This is a genomic window from Piscinibacter sp. (assembly GCF_047600445.1).
In the GTDB taxonomy this organism is placed as follows: Bacteria; Pseudomonadota; Gammaproteobacteria; order Burkholderiales; family Burkholderiaceae_C; genus Piscinibacter.
In genome coordinates this window covers 650,485-672,026 of record NZ_JASGKT010000002.1, presented here as the reverse complement: position 1 = coordinate 672,026, position 21,542 = coordinate 650,485, and the positions used below count along the sequence as shown (strand labels likewise).

The 21,542-nt window shown below is 70.7% G+C and carries 21 protein-coding genes; 1 reads left to right on the top strand and 20 read right to left on the bottom strand.

What is annotated here, in order from left to right:
* The first annotated feature begins 255 nt into the window (after positions 1-255).
* Positions 256-3,150 carry an Rne/Rng family ribonuclease gene (locus QM792_RS07180; RefSeq protein ID WP_415148781.1) on the top strand — a complete coding sequence of 965 codons (2,895 nt, stop codon included), beginning with the start codon at positions 256-258 and terminating at the stop codon, positions 3,148-3,150.
* 7 nt (positions 3,151-3,157) lie between these two features.
* Here QM792_RS07180 and nagZ read toward each other — a convergent pair whose 3' ends face one another.
* The 20 genes from nagZ to plsX all read right to left on the bottom strand — a co-directional run bounded on the left by nagZ (position 3,158) and on the right by plsX (position 21,494).
* Entirely contained in the window at positions 3,158-4,213 is a 1,056-nt protein-coding gene (nagZ, locus tag QM792_RS07175) for a beta-N-acetylhexosaminidase (protein ID WP_415151597.1), read from the bottom strand.
* 5 nt (positions 4,214-4,218) lie between these two features.
* Entirely contained in the window at positions 4,219-4,620 is a 402-nt protein-coding gene (acpS, locus tag QM792_RS07170; RefSeq protein WP_415148779.1) for a holo-ACP synthase, read from the bottom strand.
* Positions 4,621-4,720: 100 nt separating this feature from the next.
* A complete protein-coding gene (locus tag QM792_RS07165) occupies positions 4,721-5,518 on the bottom strand; it encodes a pyridoxine 5'-phosphate synthase (protein WP_415148778.1) in 798 nt (265 codons plus the stop codon).
* The gene (recO, locus tag QM792_RS07160; protein WP_415148776.1) at positions 5,518-6,282 is read right to left on the bottom strand and encodes a DNA repair protein RecO; all 765 of its coding nucleotides are present in this window, start codon (positions 6,280-6,282) and stop codon (positions 5,518-5,520) included. Before recO ends, QM792_RS07165 begins: the two co-directional genes overlap by 1 nt.
* Positions 6,282-7,268, bottom strand: a complete 987-nt coding sequence (gene era, locus QM792_RS07155; protein WP_415148774.1) for a GTPase Era — start codon at positions 7,266-7,268, stop codon at positions 6,282-6,284. The genes recO and era overlap by 1 nt, the downstream gene beginning before the upstream one ends.
* On the bottom strand, positions 7,265-7,969 hold the full coding sequence (gene rnc / locus QM792_RS07150) for a ribonuclease III (protein WP_415148773.1): 705 nt from the start codon (positions 7,967-7,969) through the stop codon (positions 7,265-7,267). Before rnc ends, era begins: the two co-directional genes overlap by 4 nt.
* 44 nt (positions 7,970-8,013) lie before the next feature.
* Complete coding sequence (locus tag QM792_RS07145) at positions 8,014-8,385, bottom strand: DUF4845 domain-containing protein (protein WP_415148771.1); 372 nt, start codon at positions 8,383-8,385, stop codon at positions 8,014-8,016.
* Positions 8,386-8,409: 24 nt separating this feature from the next.
* Positions 8,410-9,387: a signal peptidase I gene (lepB, locus tag QM792_RS07140; RefSeq protein WP_415148770.1), complete on the bottom strand. Its 978-nt coding sequence runs from the start codon at positions 9,385-9,387 to the stop codon at positions 8,410-8,412.
* On the bottom strand, positions 9,388-11,196 hold the full coding sequence (gene lepA, locus QM792_RS07135) for a translation elongation factor 4 (protein ID WP_415148768.1): 1,809 nt from the start codon (positions 11,194-11,196) through the stop codon (positions 9,388-9,390).
* A gap of 490 nt (positions 11,197-11,686) precedes the next feature.
* Positions 11,687-13,153 (bottom strand): DegQ family serine endoprotease, encoded by a 1,467-nt coding sequence (locus QM792_RS07130; RefSeq protein WP_415148766.1) that lies wholly within the window; start codon positions 13,151-13,153, stop codon positions 11,687-11,689.
* A gap of 62 nt (positions 13,154-13,215) precedes the next feature.
* On the bottom strand, positions 13,216-14,232 hold the full coding sequence (locus tag QM792_RS07125) for a MucB/RseB C-terminal domain-containing protein (protein ID WP_415148764.1): 1,017 nt from the start codon (positions 14,230-14,232) through the stop codon (positions 13,216-13,218).
* Between the two features lie 10 nt (positions 14,233-14,242).
* Positions 14,243-14,929: a sigma-E factor negative regulatory protein gene (locus QM792_RS07120; protein ID WP_415148763.1), complete on the bottom strand. Its 687-nt coding sequence runs from the start codon at positions 14,927-14,929 to the stop codon at positions 14,243-14,245.
* 27 nt (positions 14,930-14,956) lie between these two features.
* Positions 14,957-15,565, bottom strand: a complete 609-nt coding sequence (gene rpoE / locus QM792_RS07115) for an RNA polymerase sigma factor RpoE (protein WP_415148761.1) — start codon at positions 15,563-15,565, stop codon at positions 14,957-14,959.
* Positions 15,562-16,008 (bottom strand): hypothetical protein, encoded by a 447-nt coding sequence (locus tag QM792_RS07110; protein ID WP_415148759.1) that lies wholly within the window; start codon positions 16,006-16,008, stop codon positions 15,562-15,564. The genes rpoE and QM792_RS07110 overlap by 4 nt, the downstream gene beginning before the upstream one ends.
* Positions 16,009-16,045: 37 nt before the next feature.
* A complete protein-coding gene (gene fabF / locus QM792_RS07105) occupies positions 16,046-17,290 on the bottom strand; it encodes a beta-ketoacyl-ACP synthase II (protein WP_415148757.1) in 1,245 nt (414 codons plus the stop codon).
* Between the two features lie 20 nt (positions 17,291-17,310).
* A complete protein-coding gene (acpP, locus tag QM792_RS07100; protein ID WP_209385515.1) occupies positions 17,311-17,553 on the bottom strand; it encodes an acyl carrier protein in 243 nt (80 codons plus the stop codon).
* A 97-nt stretch (positions 17,554-17,650) separates the two neighbouring features.
* Positions 17,651-18,409 (bottom strand): 3-oxoacyl-ACP reductase FabG, encoded by a 759-nt coding sequence (gene fabG / locus QM792_RS07095; protein WP_415148755.1) that lies wholly within the window; start codon positions 18,407-18,409, stop codon positions 17,651-17,653.
* The gene (gene fabD, locus QM792_RS07090; protein ID WP_415148754.1) at positions 18,406-19,344 is read right to left on the bottom strand and encodes an ACP S-malonyltransferase; all 939 of its coding nucleotides are present in this window, start codon (positions 19,342-19,344) and stop codon (positions 18,406-18,408) included. Before fabD ends, fabG begins: the two co-directional genes overlap by 4 nt.
* Before the next feature lie 60 nt (positions 19,345-19,404).
* Positions 19,405-20,394 carry a beta-ketoacyl-ACP synthase III gene (locus QM792_RS07085; RefSeq protein ID WP_415148753.1) on the bottom strand — a complete coding sequence of 330 codons (990 nt, stop codon included), beginning with the start codon at positions 20,392-20,394 and terminating at the stop codon, positions 19,405-19,407.
* Positions 20,391-21,494 carry a phosphate acyltransferase PlsX gene (plsX, locus tag QM792_RS07080; RefSeq protein WP_415148752.1) on the bottom strand — a complete coding sequence of 368 codons (1,104 nt, stop codon included), beginning with the start codon at positions 21,492-21,494 and terminating at the stop codon, positions 20,391-20,393. The genes QM792_RS07085 and plsX overlap by 4 nt, the downstream gene beginning before the upstream one ends.
* Between the last annotated feature and the right edge of the window lie 48 nt (positions 21,495-21,542).

Genomic DNA, 21,542 nt, shown 5'->3' with positions numbered 1-21,542 from the left:
GGCCCCGCCGAGGCGGCTGCGCTCCTGGCCCGCGTCCAGTGAATCCAGTCGGATGATCCCGTTGTTCCCCACTGCCACGCACGCGCCAACGCTGCTTTCGCCGCCGATCCGCTGATCGGCGCGCAGCGCAGTCCAGGGCGATTCCTTCCCGGTTCCCTCGCGTTTTCTCGTGCATCGAAGCGCCGCTTCCCGCCTTCGGCGGGCGGCGGCTGGTGAATGCGCGCCGCGCATGAACGCGGCGCAGGAGGAGTGCACATGAAACGCATGCTGATCAACGCGACGCAGCAGGAAGAGCGCCGCCTGGCGATCGTCGACGGCCAGAAGCTGCTCGACTTCGAAACCGAGATCGAGGGGCGCGAGCAGCGCAAGGGCAACATCTACAAGGCCGTCGTCACGCGCGTCGAGCCCTCGCTGGAGGCCTGCTTCGTCGACTACGGCGAAGACCGCCACGGCTTCCTGCCCTTCAAGGAAATCGCCAAGGAGTTCTTCAAGCAGGGCGTCTCGGTGCGCGACGCGAAGATCCAGGACGTGATCGCCAACGGCCAGGAACTGCTGGTGCAGGTCGAGAAGGAAGAGCGCGGCAACAAGGGCGCGGCGCTGACCACCTTCATCTCGCTGGCCGGCCGCTACCTCGTGCTGATGCCCAACAACCCGCGCGGCGGCGGCGTGAGCCGGCGCATCGAGGGCGAGGACCGCGAGGAGCTGAAGGAGAACCTCGAGTCGCTCGACTACCCCAAGGGCATGAGCCTGATCGCCCGCACCGCCGGCATCGGCCGCTCGGCCGCCGAGCTGCAGTGGGACCTGAACTACATGCTCAAGCTGTGGGACGCCATCGACGGCGCCTCCAAGGCCGGCAAGGGCGCCTTCCTGATCTACCAGGAGTCGAGCCTGGTGATCCGCGCGATCCGCGACTACTTCACCGCGGACATCGGCGAGATCCTGATCGACACCGACGACATCTACGAGCAGGCGCAGCAGTTCATGAACCACGTGATGCCGGAGACGGCTCACAAGGTCAAGCGCTACCGCGACGACGCGCCGCTGTTCAGCCGCTTCCAGATCGAGCACCAGATCGAGACGGCCTTCAGCCGCACCGTCAACCTGCCCTCGGGCGGCGCGATCGTGATCGACCACACCGAGGCGCTGGTCAGCGTCGACGTGAACTCGGCGCGCGCCACGCGCGGCGGCGACATCGAGGAGACCGCCACGCGCACCAACCTCGAAGCCGCCGACGAGATCGCGCGCCAGATGCGGCTGCGCGACCTGGGCGGCCTGATCGTCGTCGACTTCATCGACATGGAGGAGAGCAAGAACCGCCGCGAGGTCGAGACCCGGCTGCGCGACGCGCTGCGCCAGGACCGCGCGCGTGTGCAGTTCAGCTCGATCTCCAAGTTCGGCCTGCTGGAGCTTTCGCGCCAGCGCCTGCGCCCGGCGCTCAGCGAAGGCAGCCACATCACCTGCCCGCGCTGCAACGGCACCGGCCACATCCGCGACACCGAAAGCTCGGCGCTGCAGATCCTGCGCATGGTGCAGGAGGAGTCGATGAAGGAGAACACCGCCGCCGTGCACGTGCAGGTGCCGGTGGAGGTGACCTCCTTCCTGCTCAACGAGAAGCGCACCGAGATCACCAAGATCGAGCTGAAGCAGCGCGTCACCGTGCTGCTGGTGCCGAACAAGAACCTCGAGACGCCGAACTACCGCCTCGAGCGCCTGCGCCACGACGATCCGCGCCTGGAGAACCTGCAGGCCAGCTACACGATGATCGACGACGTGGAAGAGGAAGTCGGCATCACGCGGCGCGAGAAGGCCAAGGCCAAGCAGGAGCCGGTGATCAAGGGCATCCTGCCCGACGCGCCGGCGCCGCAGCCCGAGCCCAAGCCGGCGCCGGTGCCGGCCGCTGCGGTGCCGGCGCCCGCGCCGGTGGCGGTGGCCGCGCCCGTGGCGGGTGGCGGCTTCTTCGCGTGGGTGAAGAAGATCTTCGGCGCTGGCGAAACCGCCGCGCCGGCAACCGCACCGGCAGCGCCGGCCAAGGCAGCGACGGCCGGCGAGCCGCGCAAGGAAGGCCGGGGCGAGCGTGGTGAGCGCGGCGGCAAGGGCGGGCGCGATGGCCGGCGCGGCGAACGTGGCGAGCGTGGCGGAGAACAGCGCGGCGAAGGCCGCAGCGCCCGCGAAGGCCGTGAAGGCCGTGAAGGCCGCGAACAACGCGAGGGCCGCGACGGCCGTGGCCGCCGTGGCGAGCAGCAGCCGCGCGCCGAGCGCCCCGAAGGCGAACAACAGGCCGGCAGCGAGCCGCGCGGCGAAGGCCGCCGCGGTGGGCGCGGCGAACGTGGTGAACGCAGCGAGCGCCGTCCGGCGCCGGAAGCGGTGGCGCCGGACAGCGCCGCCGTGCCGCCGCAGGCCTTCGTCGACACCGTGCCGACCGGCGACGCGCCGGCCGACGGTGAGCAGGCCCAGGGCGAACGCGGCGGCCGCCGTCGCCGCCGTGGCCGTGGTGGACGCGACCGCGACGAGGCGCGCAACGGCGAGGCCATCAACGAACTGAACGGCGATGCCGAGGCCGCCGATGCGGCGGCGGACAGCGAAGCCGTCGCCAGCGAGGCCGTGGCCGACACCGCGCCCGTCGACACCGCGCCGCCCGCCGAAGGCGAAGAACGAGAAGGCGGCCGCCGCCGCCGTGGCCGCGGCGACCGGCCGCGCCGCGAGCGCCGTGAAGACGGCGCGGTCGAGGCCGAGCAGCCGACGCCCGTCGCGCCGGAAGCGGTTGCCGAAGCCGTGACTCCCGCGACGACCGTGGCCGAAGCCGTGGTCGAAGAAGTTGCCGCCGCCCCCGTCGAACCCGTCGCTATCGCACCCGCCGTCGCGGCGCAGCCGGCGCCGGCACCCATCGTGGCAGCCGCCCCCCGCGTCCAGGCCTTCGTGCTACCGACCGATCAGCTCGCCTCGATCGCCGAGGCCGCCGGTTTGCAGTGGGTGAACTCCGACGCCGAGAAGATCCGCGCCGTGCAGGAGGCGATGGCGCGCGAGCCCAAGCCGGTGCACGTGCCGCGCGAGCGCCCGGCGCCGGTGGTGATCGACGAAGGCCCGCTGGTGCTGGTCGAGACGCGCAAGGACCTGTCGCAGATCACGCTGCCGTTCGACGCGGCGCGCTGATCCGCCGTCAGGGCAGGCGTTCCAGCGAGCGCTGGTACGCCGCGTCGTGCATCAGCTCGTCCCACGACAGCGGGCGGCTCTGCGGCAGCAGCCGCAGGCGCCGCGCCTCGCTGTCGGGGTCGAGCTGCCAGCGACCTTGGTCCAGGCCGCGCTGCATGCCGTCGAGCAGTTCGTCGACGGCGCGCCCGCCGTCCACCGACTGGTTGCACAGCAGCACCAGGTCGCAGCCGGCCGACAGCGCCACGGCCGCCGCCTCGGCGTAGCTCAGTTCCACGCCGCCGAGGCGGCGTGCACCTTCCATGCTCAGGTCGTCGCTGAAGATCGCGCCGGTGAAGCCGAGCTGCTGGCGCAGGATCTCCTTCAGCCAGCGCGGCGAGAAGCCGGCCGGGTGCGCATCGACCTTGGGATAGATCACGTGCGCCGGCATCACGCTGGCGAGGCTCGTCGAGAGCCATTCGTAGGGCTTCGCATCGTCGGCGAGGATGGCCTTGAGGCCGCGGCGATCGACGGGCACCTCGGTGTGGCTGTCGGCCTTCACGAAGCCGTGGCCCGGGAAGTGCTTGCCGCAGTTGGCCATGCCGGCCAGCAGCAGGCCGTGCATCAGGCTCTTGGCCAGGAGCGTCGCGACGCGCGCGTCGCGGTGGAAGGCGCGGTCGCCGATCACGCCGCTTTCACCGTGGTCGAGGTCGAGCACCGGCGTGAAGCTGAGGTCGACGCCGCAGGCGCGCAGCTCGGCGCCGAGCACGTGGCCGGCGGCGGTGGCGGCATCGGTGGCGGCCAGCGCGTCGCGCATCCACAGCTCGCCGAGCACGCGCATCGCCGGCAGGTGCGTGAAGCCGTCGCTGCGGAAGCGCTGCACGCGGCCGCCCTCGTGGTCGACGCAGACCAGCAGGTCGGGGCGGATCGCCTTGATCTCGGCGTTCAGCTCGACCAGCGCGCGGCGGCTCGCCCAGTTGCGCGCGAACAGGATCATGCCGCCCACCAGCGGGTGCGCGAGGCGGCGGCGGTCGTCGGCGTTCAGCGTGGTGCCGGCGATGTCGAGGATGACGGGCGAATGGCGCATGGGACTCATCGGTTGTCCAGGGTTTCGACGACGACGAAGCTCGCCGCGTAGTCGGTTTCGTCGCTGACGCTGACCTGCGCGCGCAGGCCGCGCTGCGCGAACCACTCGGCCAGCGCGCCGTGCAGGCGGATCTCGGGCTTGCCGCTGGCGGCCTTGACGATCTCGCAGTCGCGCCAGGTCATCGGCGTGCGCATGCCCAGGCCGATGGCCTTGGAGAACGCCTCCTTGGCCGAGAAGCGCGTCGCGAGGTAGGCGATGCCGCGCGACTCGACCTTGGCGAGCCGGGCGCGGAACACCTCGATCTCGTGCGGCCCCAGCACCTTCAGCGCGAAGCGCTCGCCGCGCCGCGCATAGGCGTCGCGCAGGCGGCGGATGTCGCAGATGTCGGTGCCGACGCCGTAGATCATGACGACCCCTCGGCCGTCGAGTACGCCGGCCGATCCCCCGAGGGAATGCCGGCCGGCTTGGGAGCGGCCCGGCGCTCGGCCCGCCTCGATCTCGGGACGCTCATTCGTACGCGCGGTGGATGCAGCGCAGGTAGTCGCGCACCGTCTCGACCATGCCGAGTTCCAGCGCGTCGGCGATCAGCGCATGGCCGATCGACATCTCCTGCACGCCGGGCACGGCGCGCAGGAAGTCGGCGAGGTTGTCGCGGTTCAGGTCGTGGCCGGCGTTCAGGCCCAGGCCCTCGGCGAGCGCGGCCCGCGCCGCCGCGGTGAAGCCGGCCAGCACTTCGGCCTGCCGCGGCGTGCCGTGGGCGCGCGCGTAGGTCTCGGTGTACAGCTCGACGCGATCCGCCCCCGCTTCGCGCGCGCCGCGCATCTGCGAGCCTTCCGGGTCCATGAACAGGCTCACGCGCAGCCCCATCGCCCGGCATTCGGCCACCAGCGGCGCGAGGCGCGCGTGGTCGTCGGGGAAGCGCCAGCCGTGGTCGGAGGTCGGCTGGTCCACGCTGTCGGGCACGAAGGTCACCTGATGCACCGGCAGGCCACGCCGCACCAGGTCGCGCACGCAGTCCATCAGGTTGTGGAAGGGGTTGCCCTCGATGTTGTATTCCGCCTGCGGCCAGGCCTTCAGCAGCTCGGCCAGCTCGACCACGTCGTGCGGGCGGATGTGGCGCTGGTCGGGGCGCGGGTGCACGGTGATGCCCTGGCAGCCGGCTTCCAGCGCCAGCGTCGCGGCGCGCGTCACGCTCGGGATGCCGAGCGCGCGCGTGTTGCGCAGCAGCGCGACCTTGTTGAGGTTGACCGACAGCGCCGTCGCGCCGCGCTGGGCATCGAGGCCGGTGGTGACGAGCGGGTTCATCAGAGCGTGCGGAGGTCGTGCATCACCTGGCGGGTGCGCAGCGGGGTGGAGCCGAGATGATAGTGAAGCAGCGCGCGCAACTGCGCCTTGAGCGGCGGCAGCGCGAGCGCGCAGGTCTGTTGCAGCGCGTCGAGCCCGGCACGATCGAGCGCCGCCTGCAGGGCCGCCAGCACCGCGCCGGGCAGCCCGGCCTCGTCGCCGGCCGCCTCGATCACGCCGGCCTCGGGGCGCAGCGCGTAGAGCGCCTCGGGCCGCAGCGGCTGCAGCGTCAGCGTCGCCGCCGCGAGGTCCGGCAGCAGGCCGATCTCGCGCAGCAGCGTCAGCTCGAAGGCGCGCAGCGCCGCCTGCGCGCGCGCCTCGTCGGCCGCGGCCAGCGCGGGCAGCGTCTGCGCGTAGGCGTCGAACAGCGCCGGGTGCGGGTCGTGACGCGCCAGCAGCTTCATCAGCAGTTCGTTGAGGTAGAAGCCGCTGAACAGCGCCTCGCCGGTGAGCATCGCCGCGCCGCCGGCCCACTCGGCCTGGCGCAGTGTCTGGATGTCGCTCGCGCCCTCGCCTTCGGGCAGGCGGCCGAGCGTGACGTTGACGCGCTGGAACGGCAACAGCACCGCGCGCAGGTTCGAGTGCGGCTTCTTCGCGCCCTTGGCGGCCACGGTGGCGCGGCCCTGGGCGCGCGTGAACAGGTCGAGGATCAGGCTGGATTCGCTCCAGTCCCAGCGGTGCAGCACGTAGGCCGCCAGCGGCGCCGCGCCGCGCGCCGTGGCCATCACTCGTAGCCGTAGCTGCGCAGGTGCTGCTCGTCGGCGGCCCAGCCCGAGCGCACCTTGACGAACAGTTCGAGGAAGACCTTCGCCTCCATCAACTGCTCGAGCTCCTGGCGCGCCTCCGAGCCGATGCGCTTCAGGCGCTCGCCGCCGCTGCCGATGATCATGCCCTTGTGCGCGTCGCGCTCGACGACGATGGAGGCGGCGATGCGGCGCAGGTTGCCCTCTTCCTCGAACTTGTCGATGACCACGGTGGAGGTGTAGGGCAGCTCGTCGCCGGTCAGGCGGAACAGCTTCTCGCGGATGATCTCGCTGGCGAGGAAGCGTTCGCTGCGGTCGGTCAGCGCGTCTTCCTCGTAGAACCAGCCCTGCTCGGGCAGGTAGGGGCGGACGATGGCCAGCAGCCGCTCCACCTCGGCCGCCTTCTTGGCCGACAGCGGCACGTACTCGGCGAAGGCGTGGCGGTCCTGCATGCCCTTGAGCCAGGGCAGCAGCTCGGTGCGGCGCTGCACCGCGTCGAGCTTGTTGGCGACCAGGAACACCGGCTTGTCGCGCAGCCCCTCGCCCTGGATCAGCGACAGCACCTTGGCGTCGTCCAGCCCGAAGCGGCCGGCCTCGACGACGAACAGCACCACGTCCACATCCGCCAGCACGCCCTGCACGGTGCGGTTCAGCGTGCGGTTCAGTGCCGCGCCGTGGCGCGTCTGGAAGCCGGGCGTGTCGACGAACACGTACTGCGTGTCGCCCACCGTGCGGATGCCGGTGATGCGGTGCCGCGTGGTCTGCGCCTTGGCCGAGGTGATGCTGATCTTCTGCCCGACCAGCGCATTGAGCAGCGTCGACTTGCCGACATTGGGCCGGCCGACGATGGCGACGAGCCCGCAGCGTTGGATGGAAGGATCGAGCGGTCGCCGCGGATCCGGCTCCGCCGGTTCGCTGGCGGCGCCCCCCTGGGGGGGAGCGCCGGAGGCGCTCCGGGGGGGGGTCATGACCGAAGGGGGCCGCCGGGGCGGTCGCTGGCTTTCAGCACGTCGAGCATCCTGCGCGCCGCCTCCTGCTCGGCCTGGCGGCGCGAGCGGCCCTCGCCGCTTTGTGTCAGGCCCAGCGCCGGCACCGCGCATTCGACGTCGAAGGTCTGCGCATGCGCCTGGCCGCGCGTGGCCAGGATGCGGTAGCCCGGCACCGGCAGGCGGCGCGCCTGCAGCCACTCCTGCAATTCGGTCTTGGCGTCCTTGGCCCAGCCGCCGATCTCCGAGCCGGCGATCACCTCGCCGAACAGGCGCCGCACCAGCGCCTGCGCGGCGTCGAAGCCGGCGTCGAGGAAGACCGCGCCGATCACCGCCTCCAGCGCGTCGGCGAGGATGGAGGCGCGCTGCGCGCCGCCGCCGCGCGCCTCGCCTTCGGACAAGCGCAGCACATCGGGCAGGCCGAGTTGCAAAGCCGCGCGGTGCAGGCTGTCCTCGCGCACGAGATGCGCGCGCACGCGCGTCAGGTCGCCCTCGTCGGAGCCGCCGAAGCGCTCGAACAGCAGGCTGGAGACGGCCAGGCTCAGCACGGCGTCGCCGAGGAATTCGAGGCGCTCGTTGTGGTCGGCGCCGAAGCTGCGGTGCGTCAGCGCCCGCTCGAGCAGGTCCGCCTCGCGGAAGCGGTGGCCGATGCGGGCCTGGAGTTCGGCTAGTCGTGGATCCATCGGGTGAATTGTCCTCGGGCCGGGCCCGGGCTTGCCCCCGCGCGCTACTTCTTCGAGCGCCCCTCGTACTTGATGAGCAGGTAGACCGGCGCGACCAGCTCGATCTCCTTGTCGTAGGCGAACGCCACCACGACCTGCTCGTTCTCCTTGGTGACCTGCAGGTCCTTGCCGTCGATCGAGGTGATCGAGTACTCGATCTGCTTCTGCTTCTCGAACGCGGCGCGGATCTCCGGCACCGTCGTGCCGCCCTCGCGGGCGATCTTGTCGACCGCGCGCTGGATGGTGAAGTACTCGTTGACGGTCGGCAGCACGCGCATCACCACCAGCGCCGTGATGCCGATCAGGATGGCCCAGAACATCAGGCCGAACAGGGTGACGCCGCGCTGGCGGCGGCTCGATGCGGGCTTGCAGGTCATGCGTTCATGCTCCCAACGTGAACGTCACTGGAACGAGCCGATGCGCTTCGGGTTGCCGAAGTTCATCCACACGAAGAAGGCTTTGCCGACGATGTTCTCGTCCGGGACGAAGCCCCAGAAGCGAGAGTCCTCCGAATTGTCGCGGTTGTCGCCCATCATGAAATAGTGCCCTTCGGGCACCTTGCAGGTCACTTCCTGCGCACTGTAGCGGCAGTTCTCGCGGAACGGGAAGACGTAGGCGCCGTCGGCGCCGAACAGGCGCTGCGCGTTCGGGTCGACCAGGATGCGATGCTCGACCTTGCCGAGCTTCTCCTTGAACTCCGGCGAGTAGCGCAGCGTGGTCTCGTCGTAGAAGCCCGGCGGCGGCAGCGGCTCCAGCGGCACGGCCTCGCCGTTGAGGTACAGGCGCTGGCCGCGGAAGCTGACCTCGTCGCCCGGCACGCCGACCACGCGCTTGATGTAGTCGACGCTGGGGTCGCGCGGGAAGCGGAACACCATCACGTCGCCGCGCTGCGGGTCGTGGTTGGCGATGATCTTCTTGTTGATCACCGGCAGGCGGATGCCGTAGTGGTACTTGTTCACCAGGATCAGGTCGCCGACCAGCAGCGTCGGGATCATCGAGCCCGAGGGGATCTTGAAGGGCTCGAACAGGAACGAGCGCAGCAGGAACACCGCCAGGATCACCGGGAACAGCCCGGCCGTCCAGTCGAGCCACCACGGCTGCATCAGCAGCTTCTCGCGCGCCGGGGCGATGTCGGTGTCGACCTTGGCGATGCCCTGCGCGGCCAGTTGCGCGCGGCGCTGCGCGTCCTGCGCCTCGAGCGCGCGGGCCGCGGCGGCGCGCCGCGGCGCGAAGTGGAAGCGCTCGGCCAGCCAGTAGGCCAGCGTGACGACGCTCAGGATGAACAGCAGCAGCGAGAAGTTGCCCGTCCACTTGCCGACGTACCAGCCGCCGAGGTAGACGAGCAGCAGTCCGTACAGCGCACCGGTGAGGGTTCCCATTCAGTCGTCCACCTGGAGGATGGCCAGGAACGCCTCCTGCGGCACCTCGACGGAGCCGATCTGCTTCATGCGTTTCTTGCCGGCCTTCTGTTTTTCGAGCAGCTTGCGCTTGCGCGTGATGTCGCCGCCGTAGCACTTGGCGAGCACGTTCTTGCGCAGCGCCTTGATTGTCTCACGCGCGATGATATTGGCGCCGATGGCCGCCTGCACCGCCACGTCGTACATCTGGCGCGAGATCAGCTCGCGCATCTTGCTCACCACCGCGCGGCTGCGGTACACGCTCTGGCTGCGGTGCACGATGATCGACAGCGCGTCGACCTTGTCGCCGTTGAGCAGGATGTCGACCTTGACGACGTCGGCCGCGCGGTACTCCTTGAACTCGTAGTCCATCGACGCGTAGCCGCGCGACACCGACTTCAGCTTGTCGAAGAAGTCGAGCACGATCTCGGCCAGCGGCATCTCGTAGGTGAGCATCACCTGGCGGCCGTGGTAGGCCATGTTGATCTGGTTGCCGCGCTTGAGGTTGGCCAGCGTCATCACCGGGCCGACGTAGTCCTGCGGCATGTACAGGTGCACCGTGACGATCGGCTCGCGGATCTCGCGGATGCGGCCCTGGTCGGGCATCTTCGAGGGGTTCTCGACCTGCAGCACCGTGCCGTCGTTCAGCTCGACCTCGTAGACCACCGAAGGGGCGGTGGTGATCAGGTCCTGGTCGAACTCGCGCTCCAGGCGCTCCTGCACGATCTCCATGTGCAGCAGGCCGAGGAAGCCGCAGCGGAAGCCGAAGCCCAGCGCCTGGCTGACCTCGGGCTCGTACTGCAGCGAGGAGTCGTTGAGCTTGAGCTTCTCCAGCGCGTCGCGCAGTTGGTCGTATTCGCTCGCCTCGGTCGGGTACAGGCCGGCGAACACCTGCGGCTTGATCTCCTTGAAACCCGGCAGCGGCTCGCTGGCCACGCCGTTGTTGTTGGGCAGCTTCTTCTCCAGCGTGATGGTGTCGCCCACGCGCGCGGCCTGCAGCTCCTTGATGCCGGCGATCACGAAGCCGACCTCGCCGGCCCGCAGCGACTCGCGCGCGACCGACTTGGGCGTGAACACGCCGAGCTGCTCGCAGCCGTAGACCGCGTCGCTGGCCATCAGGCGAATGCGCTCGCCGCGGGACAGCGAGCCGTCGACCACCCGCACCAGCATCACGACGCCGACGTAGTTGTCGAACCAGGAGTCGATGATCATCGCCCGCAGCGCGCCGTCGGGCTTACCGCGCGGCGCCGGCATGCGCGCGATCACGGCTTCGAGGATCTCGTCGATGCCCTCGCCGGTCTTGGCGCTGCACGGGATCGCGTCGTCGGCGTCGATGCCGATCACGTCCTCGATCTCCTCCTTGGCGCGCTCGGGGTCGGCCTGCGGCAGGTCCATCTTGTTGAGCACCGGCACCACCTCGACGCCGAGCTCGATCGCGGTGTAGCAGTTGGCCACCGTCTGCGCCTCGACGCCCTGGCTGGCGTCGACGACCAGCAGCGCGCCCTCGCAGGCCGACAGCGAGCGGCTGACCTCGTAGCTGAAGTCGACGTGCCCCGGGGTGTCGATCAGGTTGAGGTTGTAGGTCTTGCCGTCGCGCGCCTTGTATTCCAGCGCCGCGGTCTGCGCCTTGATCGTGATGCCGCGCTCGCGCTCGATGTCCATCGAGTCGAGCACCTGCGCCTCCATCTCGCGGTCGGACAGGCCGCCGCAGCGGTGGATCAGCCGATCCGCCAGCGTGCTCTTGCCGTGGTCGATGTGGGCAATGATGGAAAAGTTGCGGATGTGGTCCATGAAGCCGTGACTCGAAGCTCACGCGGTAGACACAACGGCGCAGCCGTTGCGACGCAGACTCCCATCGCGCAGCGATGTGAAGCCGCGAAGCGGCGTGTCGAAGTCAAAAAAAAGGCACGTCGAAAGAGTGACGCGCCTTCCAACAAAACGTATGGCAACTGCTTGTTGGGCCTTCATTGTAGCCAAAAGCACCCCTCCGGAAGCCGCGCCAATGCTGGTTTGCTGCGCGTTGCAGGGTTCCAACATCGAAATTCATCAACAGCTTATCCACAAACCCTTGTGGACCGCCTGGGGATAGTTGGAGTCGCCTGTTTTTATTGCCTCGAACGTCGAAACGAACGCTGACAACCCCCGAATTCTAGCCCCTGGCAACAGCAATCCGAGCTGGCAAGCGAACGTTTGCGGTCACTGACTTAGAGATCCGGGTGCGATCACTTCGGATCACTTCCCGGATCCCGGAAAGACCCGACTTTGCAGTCGGGTGCCTCGCTCAGCGCGCCGGGCGGACGATCAGGAAGTTGACCGTGTCGCCGCGCCGCACCAGCAGCGTCACCGCGCGGCTCTTGTCGAGCTTGGCCGCAACCGTCTCGAACTGCTTGGCGCTGCCGATCTCGGTGTTGTCGATCGACAGGATCACGTCGCCCTCGCGCACGCCGGCGCGCGCTGCCGCGCCTTCGGCCACCTCGACGCGCACGCCGTTCTTGATCTTCAGCTCGCGCTTGCTCGCCTCGGTCAGGTCGGACACGCCGATGCCCAGCGTCGTCGTCGGCGTCGCCTGCGGCTTGCCCTCGGCCTCGGCGGTGCGGCGCGTCTTGTCGGGCTCGACCTCGGCCACCGTCACGCTCAGGTCCTTGGTGGCGCCGCGCCGGAACACCTGCAGCGACACCTTGCTGCCCGGCTTCACCGCGCCGACGATGCGCGGCAGGTCGCCCGAGCGCTCGACCGGCTTGCCGTCGAACCGGGTGATGATGTCGCCCGGCTCGACGCCCGCCTTCTCGGCCGGCCCGCCGGCCTCGACGCTGCGCACCAGCGCCCCGCTCGGCTTGCCCAGGCCGATCGACTCGGCGACCTCCTTGCTCACCTGGTCGATGCTCACGCCGATGCGGCCGCGGCTGACGCGCCCGGCGGCCTTGAGCTGCTCGGCCACGCGCGTGGCCTCGTCGATCGGGATCGCGAACGAGATGCCCATGTAGCCGCCCGAGCGGCTGTAGATCTGCGAGTTGATGCCCACCACCTCGCCGCGCATGTTGATCAGCGGGCCGCCGGAGTTGCCCGGGTTGATCGCCACGTCGGTCTGGATCAGCGGCAGGAATTCGCCGGTGTCGCGCGCCTTGGCGCTGACGATGCCGGCCGTCACGGTGTTCTCCAGCCCGAACGGCGAGCCGATCGCGATCACCCACTCGCCGACGCGCAGCTTGCCGACGTCGCCGATGCGCACCGTCGGCAGGCCGCTGGCATCGACCTTCACCAGCGCCACGTCGGAGCGGCGGTCCGAGCCGATCACGCGCGCCTTCAGCTCGCGCTTGTCGGTCAGCGTGACGAACACCTCGTCGGCGCCTTCGATCACGTGCGCATTGGTCATCACGTAGCCGTCGGCACTGAGGATGAAGCCCGAGCCTATGCCGCGCTGCTGCGGCTCGGCGTCGGGCTGCGGCTGCTGCGGGCGCTGGCCGCGCGGCCCCGGCTGGTTGGGCACCGGCAGGCCGAAGCGGCGCAGGAAGTCGAGCATGTCCTCGTCCATCTCGCCCGTCGCGCCGCCGCGCGCGGCGCGCCGCTCGGTGGTGCGGATGTTGACGACCGCCGGGCCGACACGCTCGGCGAGGTCGGCGAACTCGGGCAGGTTGCTCTGCGCGTGCGCGGCCGGCGGCACCAGCGCCGCGGCGGCGACGATGAGGGCGAGCCCGGCCAGCGCCGCGGCGACACTGCGGCGGACCGCCGCGATGAGGTGGTTTTGCATGTTCTTCATGCTCCTTTGGAACTGCGACGGTCTTCGGATCCGGAAGACCGAAAATGGTTGCGCTACTTGCGCCGTTCGAGCCCCTTGGCGAAGGCCAGCAGCGTGGCCTGGGGAACGTCGCCCACCACGGTGACCCACCACTCGCCCTGGCGGCGCATCAGCGTCTGCGTGGCGCCGACGGCGGTGCGCATCGCGCGCGAATGGCGCTGCGCGTCGAAGGGCTCGATGAACACCGACACATAGGTCAGGCCGTCGGAGAAGATGGTCTGCAGCACGGGCTCGGAGGCGGCCTCCAGCGCGCCGGCGGTGGGCGACTCCATCGGCCGCTTGACGCAGTTGACCTCGCGGAAGCCGGGCACGAGCTGGCGCATCGCCCAGCCCTCGGATTCCATCTTCGTGCTGCTGACCGCCGGACGGATCACGCGGTAGCCGTCGAGCTTGCGCATCGGGCCGGTGACGCTGTCGAACTGCGGCTTGACGCCGATGGTGACCTCGGAGAACGCCGAGGTCTCGATCACCTCGCCGCGCTCGCCGAGCACGTCGGCGCGCAGCAGCAGGCCCGAGGCCGTGTCCGACCACAGCCGGTAGCCGAAGCGGTGCGCGTCGCGCGGCTGCACCAGCAGCACCTGCGCCTCGCGCCCGGCGACGCGCTCGCTGCCCTGCGCCTTCAGCTCGTAGAACTCGGCCAGCCGCTCGACGCCGCCTTGCAGCAGCGCCGGGAAGCTGGTCATCGAGCGCGCCTGCTCGACCAGCGCGACGCGGCTGCCCGGCCAGATCGTCTGCACCACGTCGTTGTGGCGGTAGACGTAGCGCGCCTGGCCGTCGAGCGACTCGATGCGCTCGTACTGGTTGCTGCCCTCGCCGTAGTGGGCGATGCGCGCGCTGGACACCGCGCCGCCGCCGCTGACGACGAAGGTGCCCTGGAAATTCTGCTTGCCCGCCGCCTCGTGGATGCGCGTCAGCAGCGAGCGGATCTCGCCGCCCTCGCCGGCCGCGGCCGGGCCGGCGAGCACGGCGGCGGGCACGAGGCCGCCGAGGGCGCCGAACAGGGTCAGCGCGAGCGCGGGACGCAGCAGCATGAGGCGATGCTCAGCGCTTGGCGCCGTCCGCCGTGGCGGTGGCGCTGCGCAGGAAGGCCGAAGGCACGCCCAGCGCCGACGCGCCGGCAAAACGCTGGTGCGCGGCGAGGTAGCGGTCGAGCCGCGCGTCGCGGATCACCCGGCCGTCGGTGACCAGCGCGGCGGCATCGGCCGAGGCGTCGGCCGTTTCGAGCGGCTGTTCGGCGCTGGCCAGCGTCGGCACGGCCGGCGCGGCCACCGCCAGCGGCGGCGCCGCGGGTGCCGGCGCCTGCGCCAGCCCCGCTGCGTTGTCGACCGAGGGCCCCGAAGGCATCTGCACGGCCACCAGCGCACCGGCCACGACCACGAAGCCGGCCGCCACCGCCATGCCGGTGCGCCAGCGGCGCAGCGAGCGGCCGGCGGCCATGTCCAACTTCGCCGGCGCGGCGGGCTGGGGCGCCAGCACCACCGGCTCGCCGGCCAGGCGCGCGCGCAGCGCTTGCAGGAAGGCTTCGTCGCGGCCGGGCGCCGAGGCGAGGTCGTCGGAACGCAGCACGTCGCCGATCAACTGGTAGGTATGCCAGCGCTGGCGCGCCTGCGCATCGCCGCGCCAGGCCATGCAGACATGCTTCACTTCATCGGCGGCGACTTCGCCGTCGACCAGCGCCGACAAGCGCTCGGCGCCTCCGGCCGTCAACCCGCTGTGCTCAATCGACATCTTCGACTCCATACCCTTCCCGACCCCTCACCACCGCTCGCCCTCGCGGGTGTCGAGCAGCGGCCTCAGCCGCGCCGCGATCGCCTCGCGCGCCCGGAAGATGCGCGAACGCACCGTCCCGATCGGGCAGTTCATCAACTCCGCGATCTCTTCGTAGCTCAAGCCCTCGATCTCGCGCAGGGTGATGGCCTGGCGCAGATCGTCGGACAAGCCTTCGATCGCCGAGTTCACCGCCGCCGCGATTTCCTTGCTGGCCAGGACGGCGTCGGGGGTCTCGCCGTCGCTTAGTTCGTTTTCCACCCGCGAAGTTTCGTCGTCGTCGTCGCGGCTGGCGAGTGCGGATTCGGTCACGATCGGATCGCGCTTGAGGTCGACCAGCGCCTTCTTGGCGGTGTTGACGGCGATGCGGTACAGCCAGGTGTAGAAGGCGCTGTCGCCGCGGAACTGGCCGATCGCGCGGTAGGCGCGCACGAAGGTCTCCTGGGCGATGTCGGGCACGAGGTCGACGTCGCGCACCATGCGGCCGATCAGGCGCTCGATGCGGCGCTGGTATTTGACCACCAGCATCTCGAAGGCCCGCACGTCGCCTTGCCGGATCCTCTCGATCAGCGGTGCGTCGGCGTCGTTGGGGTTCATGCGGGAGGGTCGGCGGGAGCCTGCGCCGAGAGGCCGGCCGGGGCGCTGCGCGGCGAATATACAGCACGCCGGAACGCCGGCCAGGCGTCGCGCAGGTCGGCGCGCGACGGCGCCAGCCAGCGGCCGCGGCGCGCGCCGTCGGGGCGGAAGCGCAGCAGCATCCAGGCGCCGAAGTCGAAGGCGACGGCCAGCGAGCCGGGCGCGGCGTCCAGCCACCAGCGCCCGCCCTCGTCGCGCAGCGCGCCGCCGGGCAGCCGGCTCGCGCTCGCGGCCCACGGCGCCAGCGCCGCCGCCGGCAGCGCCAGCCAGGCGAGGCCGGCCTCGCCGCGCCCGAGCAGCGTCAGCGCCCAGGCCGCGGCGGCCAGCAGGGCCAGCGCCGCGAGCGCGAGGCTGCCGGCGCGCCAGGCGCGCGCGCAGCCGAACTCGAAGCGGGAGGCAGTCATGGCGGCGCCATCACGCGGCCGAACCGCGTGTGCCGGCTCAGGCGCGGCGGAACACCAGCGTGCCGTTGGTGCCGCCGAAGCCGAAGTTGTTCTTGACGGCGTATTCGATCTTCATCTGCCGCGCCTCGTTGGCGCAGTAGTCCAGGTCGCACTCGGGATCCTGGTCGAAGATGTTGATCGTCGGCGGCGACACCTGGTGGTGCAGCGCCAGCACGGTGAACACCGACTCGATGCCGCCGGCGCCGCCGAGCAGGTGGCCGGTCATCGACTTGGTGGAGTTGACCACCAGCTTCTTCGCGTGCTCGCCGAAGGCGAGCTTGATCGCGTTGGTCTCGTTCACGTCGCCCAGCGGCGTCGAGGTGCCGTGCGCGTTGAGGTACTGCACCTGCGCGGCGTCGATGCCGGCGTTGCGCAGCGCGGCGCGCATGCTGCGCTTGGGGCCGTCGACGTTCGGCGCGGTCATGTGGAAGGCGTCGGCGCCCATGCCGAAGCCGGACAGCTCGGCGTAGACCTTCGCGCCGCGCTTCTTCGCGTGTTCGTACTCCTCGAGCACCAGCACGCCGGCGCCCTCGCCGAGCACGAAGCCGTCGCGGCCCTTGTCCCACGGGCGCGACGCGGTGGCCGGGTCGTCGTTGCGCGTGGACAGCGCGCGCGCCGCCGCGAAGCCGCCGATGCCCAGCGGCGAGACGGTCGACTCGGCGCCGCCGGCCACCATCACGTCGGCGTCGCCGTACTCGATCAGCCGGCCCGCCTCGCCGATGCAGTGCAGCCCGGTGGTGCAGGCCGTCACGATGGCGAGGTTCGGCCCCTGGAAGCCGAAGTGGATCGACACGTGCCCGGAGATCATGTTGATGATCGAGGCCGGCACGAAGAACGGCGAGATGCGGCGCGGGCCGCGCGCGGCGTACTCGACCTCGGTCTGCTCGATCATCGGCAGCCCGCCGATGCCCGAGCCGACCATGCAGCCGATGCGCTCGGCGTATTCCTCGTCCAGCGCGTCGTTGGTGGGCAGGCCCGCATCGCGCACCGCCTGGATCGCCGCCGCCATCCCGTAGTGGATGAAGGTGTCCATGTGGCGCGCTTCCTTGCCGGGGATGTAGTCCTCGACGTTGAAGCCCTTCACCTCGCCGGCGAAGCGGCAGGCGAACGCCGACGCGTCGAAGCGCGTGATGTTCGCGATGCCGGTGCGGCCGGCGACGATGTTGTCCCAGCCCTCGGCCACCGTGTTGCCCACGGGGCTGACCAGGCCGAGGCCCGTGACGACGACGCGACGGCGGCTCATGCGAACGGTGCCGAAGCGCCTCAGGCGGCCTTCTGGTGCTTGACGGCGTAGTCGATCGCCAACTGCACGGTCGTGATCTTCTCGGCTTCCTCGTCGGGAATCTCGATGCCGAACTCGTCTTCGAGGGCCATCACCAGCTCGACGGTGTCCAGCGAGTCGGCGCCGAGGTCGGCGACGAAGGCCTTCTCGTTGCTCACATCGGCTTCGGGCACACCCAACTGTTCGGCGATGATCTTCTTGACTCGTGCTTCGATGTCGCTCATGACTCCTCCGGGAGTTGTTTGCTGAAAACAGGGGCGGATTCTAAGGGCTTGCCCGGCCGGCGGCCGGCCCGGTCGCCGGGCCCGGCACGGACCGGAATCAAGCCATGTACATGCCGCCGTTGACGTGCAGTTCGGTGCCGGTGACGTAGCCGGCGCCGGGCGAGGCGAGAAAGGCCACCGCGTGCGCGATCTCCTCGGCCGCGCCGAGCCGGCCAAGCGGGATCTGTGCCAGCAGCGCGGCCTTCTGCGCTTCGGGCAGGCCGTGTGTCATGTCGGTGGCGATGAAGCCCGGCGCGACGCAGTTGACCGTGACGCCGCGGCTGCCGAGCTCGCGCGCCAGCGCGCGTGTCATGCCGGCCACGCCGGCCTTGGCGGCGGCGTAGTTGGCCTGGCCCGGGTTGCCGCTGGCGCCGACCACCGAGGTGATGTTGACGATGCGCCCGTAGCGCTGCTTCATCATCGGCCGGATCGCGGCGCGGCTGGCGCGGAACACGGCCTTGAGGTTGGTGTCCAGCACCGCGTCCCAGTCCTCGTCCTTCATGCGCATGGCCAGCGTGTCGCGCGTGATGCCGGCGTTGTTGACCAGCACGTGCAGGCCGCCGTGCTGCTTGACGATGGCGTCGATGGCCGCGTCCAGCGCCGCGGCGTCGGTGACGTCGAGCTTCAGGCCGCTGCCGCCGTGCGGCGCGAGCGCCTCGCCGATCGCGGCCGCGCCGGCCTCGGTGGTGGCGGTGCCGACCACCTTCATGCCCTGCGCGGCCAGCGCCGTCGCGATCGCGCGGCCGATGCCGCGCGACGCGCCGGTGACCAGCGCGACCTGCCCGCTCGGCGTGGCGCTCGTCGTGGTCTCGCTCATGCCAGCATCCCCTTGGTCTCGGCCAGCGAGGCCGGATCGTTCACGTGGCCGACCGCCAGCTCGGCGACGATGCGCCGCGCCAGCCCGCCCAGCACCTTGCCCGGCCCGCATTCGACGACGTGCGTGACGCCGCGCGAGTGCATCGCCTGCACGACCTCGACCCAGCGCACCGGGCCGAAGGCCTGGCGGTACAGCGCCTCGCGGATCGCCTCGGGCGCGTCGTGCACCGCCACGTCGATGTTGTTGATCAGCGGGATTTGCGGCGCGCGCAGCTCCACCGCGGCGAGGCGCTCCTCGAGCCGCTCGGCGGCGGGTTTCATCAGCGCGCAGTGGAAGGGCGCGGACACCGGCAGCGGCAGCGCGCGCTTGGCGCCGCGGCCCTTGAGCGCTTCGCAGGCCTGCTCGACCGCCGCCTTGCTGCCGGCGATCACGGTCTGCTTGGGATCGTTGTAGTTCGCCGCCGAGACCGTCTCGCCGACCGCCGCCTCGACCTCGGCGCAGGTGCTGCGCACGAGTTCGGCGTCGAGCCCGAGGATGGCCGCCATCGCGCCGGCACCGACAGGCACCGCCTCCTGCATGGCCTGGGCGCGAAAGCGCACCAGCGGCAGCGCGTCGGCCAGCGTCAGCGAACCGGCCGCCACCAAGGCGCTGTACTCGCCCAGCGAATGCCCGGCCACCAGCGCGGGTGCGCGGCCGGTCTCGGCCATCCAGGCACGGTAGCAGGCCACGGCCGCGGCCAGCATCACCGGCTGGGTGTTGGTGGTGAGGTCGAGCTGCTCCTTCGGGCCCTCGTGGATCAGCCGGGCGATGTCCTCGCCGAGCGCTTGCGAGGCTTCGGCGAGCGTGTCGCGCACGGCCGGGTGCTCGCCCCAGGCGTCGAGCATGCCGACGCTTTGTGAACCCTGGCCGGGGAAGACGAATGCGAAGGTGGTCATCGCGGCTTGTCTCTCTGTCTTGTATGAGTTTCTCGCGGCCCGCGCCGGCGGGCCGGCGCGTCAGAAGTCGAGCAGCACCGCACCCCAGGTGAAACCGCCGCCCACGCCTTCGAGCATGATGGTGTCGCCGCGCTGGACCTGCCCCTGGCGCACCGCCGCGTCGAGCGCCAGCGGGATCGAGGCGGCCGAGGTGTTGCCGTGCCGGTCGACAGTGACGACGAGCTTGCCGGGCGGCAGCTTCAGCTTGCGCGCCGTGCTCTGCATGATGCGGATGTTGGCCTGGTGCGGAATCAGCCAGTCGATGTCGGCGTCGCTGCGGCCGGCCTTGGCGAGCACCGCGCGCGCCGCGCTTTCGAGCACGCCGACGGCGAGCTTGAACACCGCCTGGCCGTCCATCTTGAGCAGCGGATCGCCCAGCACCTGCCCGCCCGAGACGGTGCCCGGCACGCACAGGATGTCGACGTGGCGGCCGTCGGCGTGCAGGTCGCTGGCCAGGATGCCGGGCGTGTCGCTCGCTTCCAGCACCACCGCGCCGGCGCCGTCGCCGAACAGCACGCAGGTGGTGCGGTCCTTGAAGTCGAGGATGCGCGAGAACACCTCCGCGCCGATCACCAGCGCGCGCGTGGCCAGGCCGCCGCGGATCATCGAATCGGCCACCGCGAGGCCGTAGACGAAGCCCGAGCAGACCGCCTGCACGTCGAAGGCCGCGCCGCCGGCGGCGCCGAGCTTGCGCTGCACGATGCAGGCGGTGGACGGGAAGACCATGTCGGGCGTCGAGGTCGCGACGATGATCAGGTCGATTTCCTCCGGCTTGCGGCCGGCGGATTCGAGCGCGTGGCGCGCCGCCTGCTCGGCCAGGTCGCTGCAGGCCATCTCGGGCGCGGCGAAGTGGCGCGCGCGGATGCCGGTGCGCTCGACGATCCACTCGTCGGAGGTCTCGATGCCGTCGCGCGCCAGCCGCTCGGCGAGCGCCGCGTTCGTCACGCGCTGCGGCGGCAGGTGGCTGCCGGTGCCGGTGATGCGGGAGAAGCGCGGTGAGGATGGGCTCATCGTGAGGCTGAAGCGGCCAGCGCCGGCGTGTCGGTCGAAGGCTCCGCGCCCGGCGCCGGCATCGCCGCCAGCGTCTCGAGGATGCGGTCGTGCACGCGATCGAGCAGTCGATTGCGCGCGGCATCATACGCCCGGTTCAGCGCGGTCTGGAAGGCGAAGGCATCGGCCGAGCCGTGGCTCTTGAACACCAGCCCGCGCAGGCCGAGCAGCGCGGCGCCGTTGTAGCGGCGGTGGTCGACGCGCGCCTTGAAGTGATTCAGCACCGGCAGCGCCACCAGCGCGGCGAGCTTGGTGAAGACGCTGCGCGTGAACTCCTGCTTGATGAAGTTCGACAGCATCGAGGCCAGGCCCTCGGCGGTCTTGAGCGCGACGTTGCCGACGAAACCGTCGCACACGACGATGTCGGTCGTGCCCTTGAAGATGTCGTTGCCCTCCACGTTGCCGTGGAAGTTCAACTGACCGCTGGCGGCCGCGGCGCGCAGCAGCTCGCCGGCGCGCTTGATGGTGTCGCTGCCCTTGATCGCCTCTTCGCCGATGTTCAGCAGGCCGACGCTGGGGTCGTCGCGGCCCTCGACGGCGGCGACCAGCGCGCTGCCCATCACCGCGAACTGCAACAGGTGCTCGGCCGTGCAGTCGACGTTGGCGCCGAGGTCGAGCACGGTGGTGTAGCCGTCGCGCTCGTTGGGCATCACGCTGGCGATGGCCGGGCGGTCTATGCCCTCCAGCGTCTTGAGCACGTAGCGCGACACCGCCATCAGCGCACCGGTGTTGCCGGCCGAGACGCAGGCGTGCGCGGCCGATTCGCCGTTCTCGCCCGGCTTGACCTGCGAGACGGCCACGCGCAGCGACGAATCCTTCTTCTTGCGCAGCGCCACCTCGACCGGATCGTCCATCTCGACGACCTCGCTCGCGCCGACCACGATGCAGCGCGGCCAGCCGGCGGCTTCGGCCAGCACGTCGGGCTTGCCGACGAGGATCAGGTGGGCTTGAGGGTGCGCCTCGAGGAAGGCGCGGCAGGCCGGCAGCGTGACCGACGGACCGTGGTCGCCGCCCATGCAGTCGACGGCGAGCGTCACCCGCGCGAGGGCGGCTGGAATCATGTCTGACCGGAAGCGGCTCGGGGGCGGCGCGGCGGCGCGCCGCCGTCA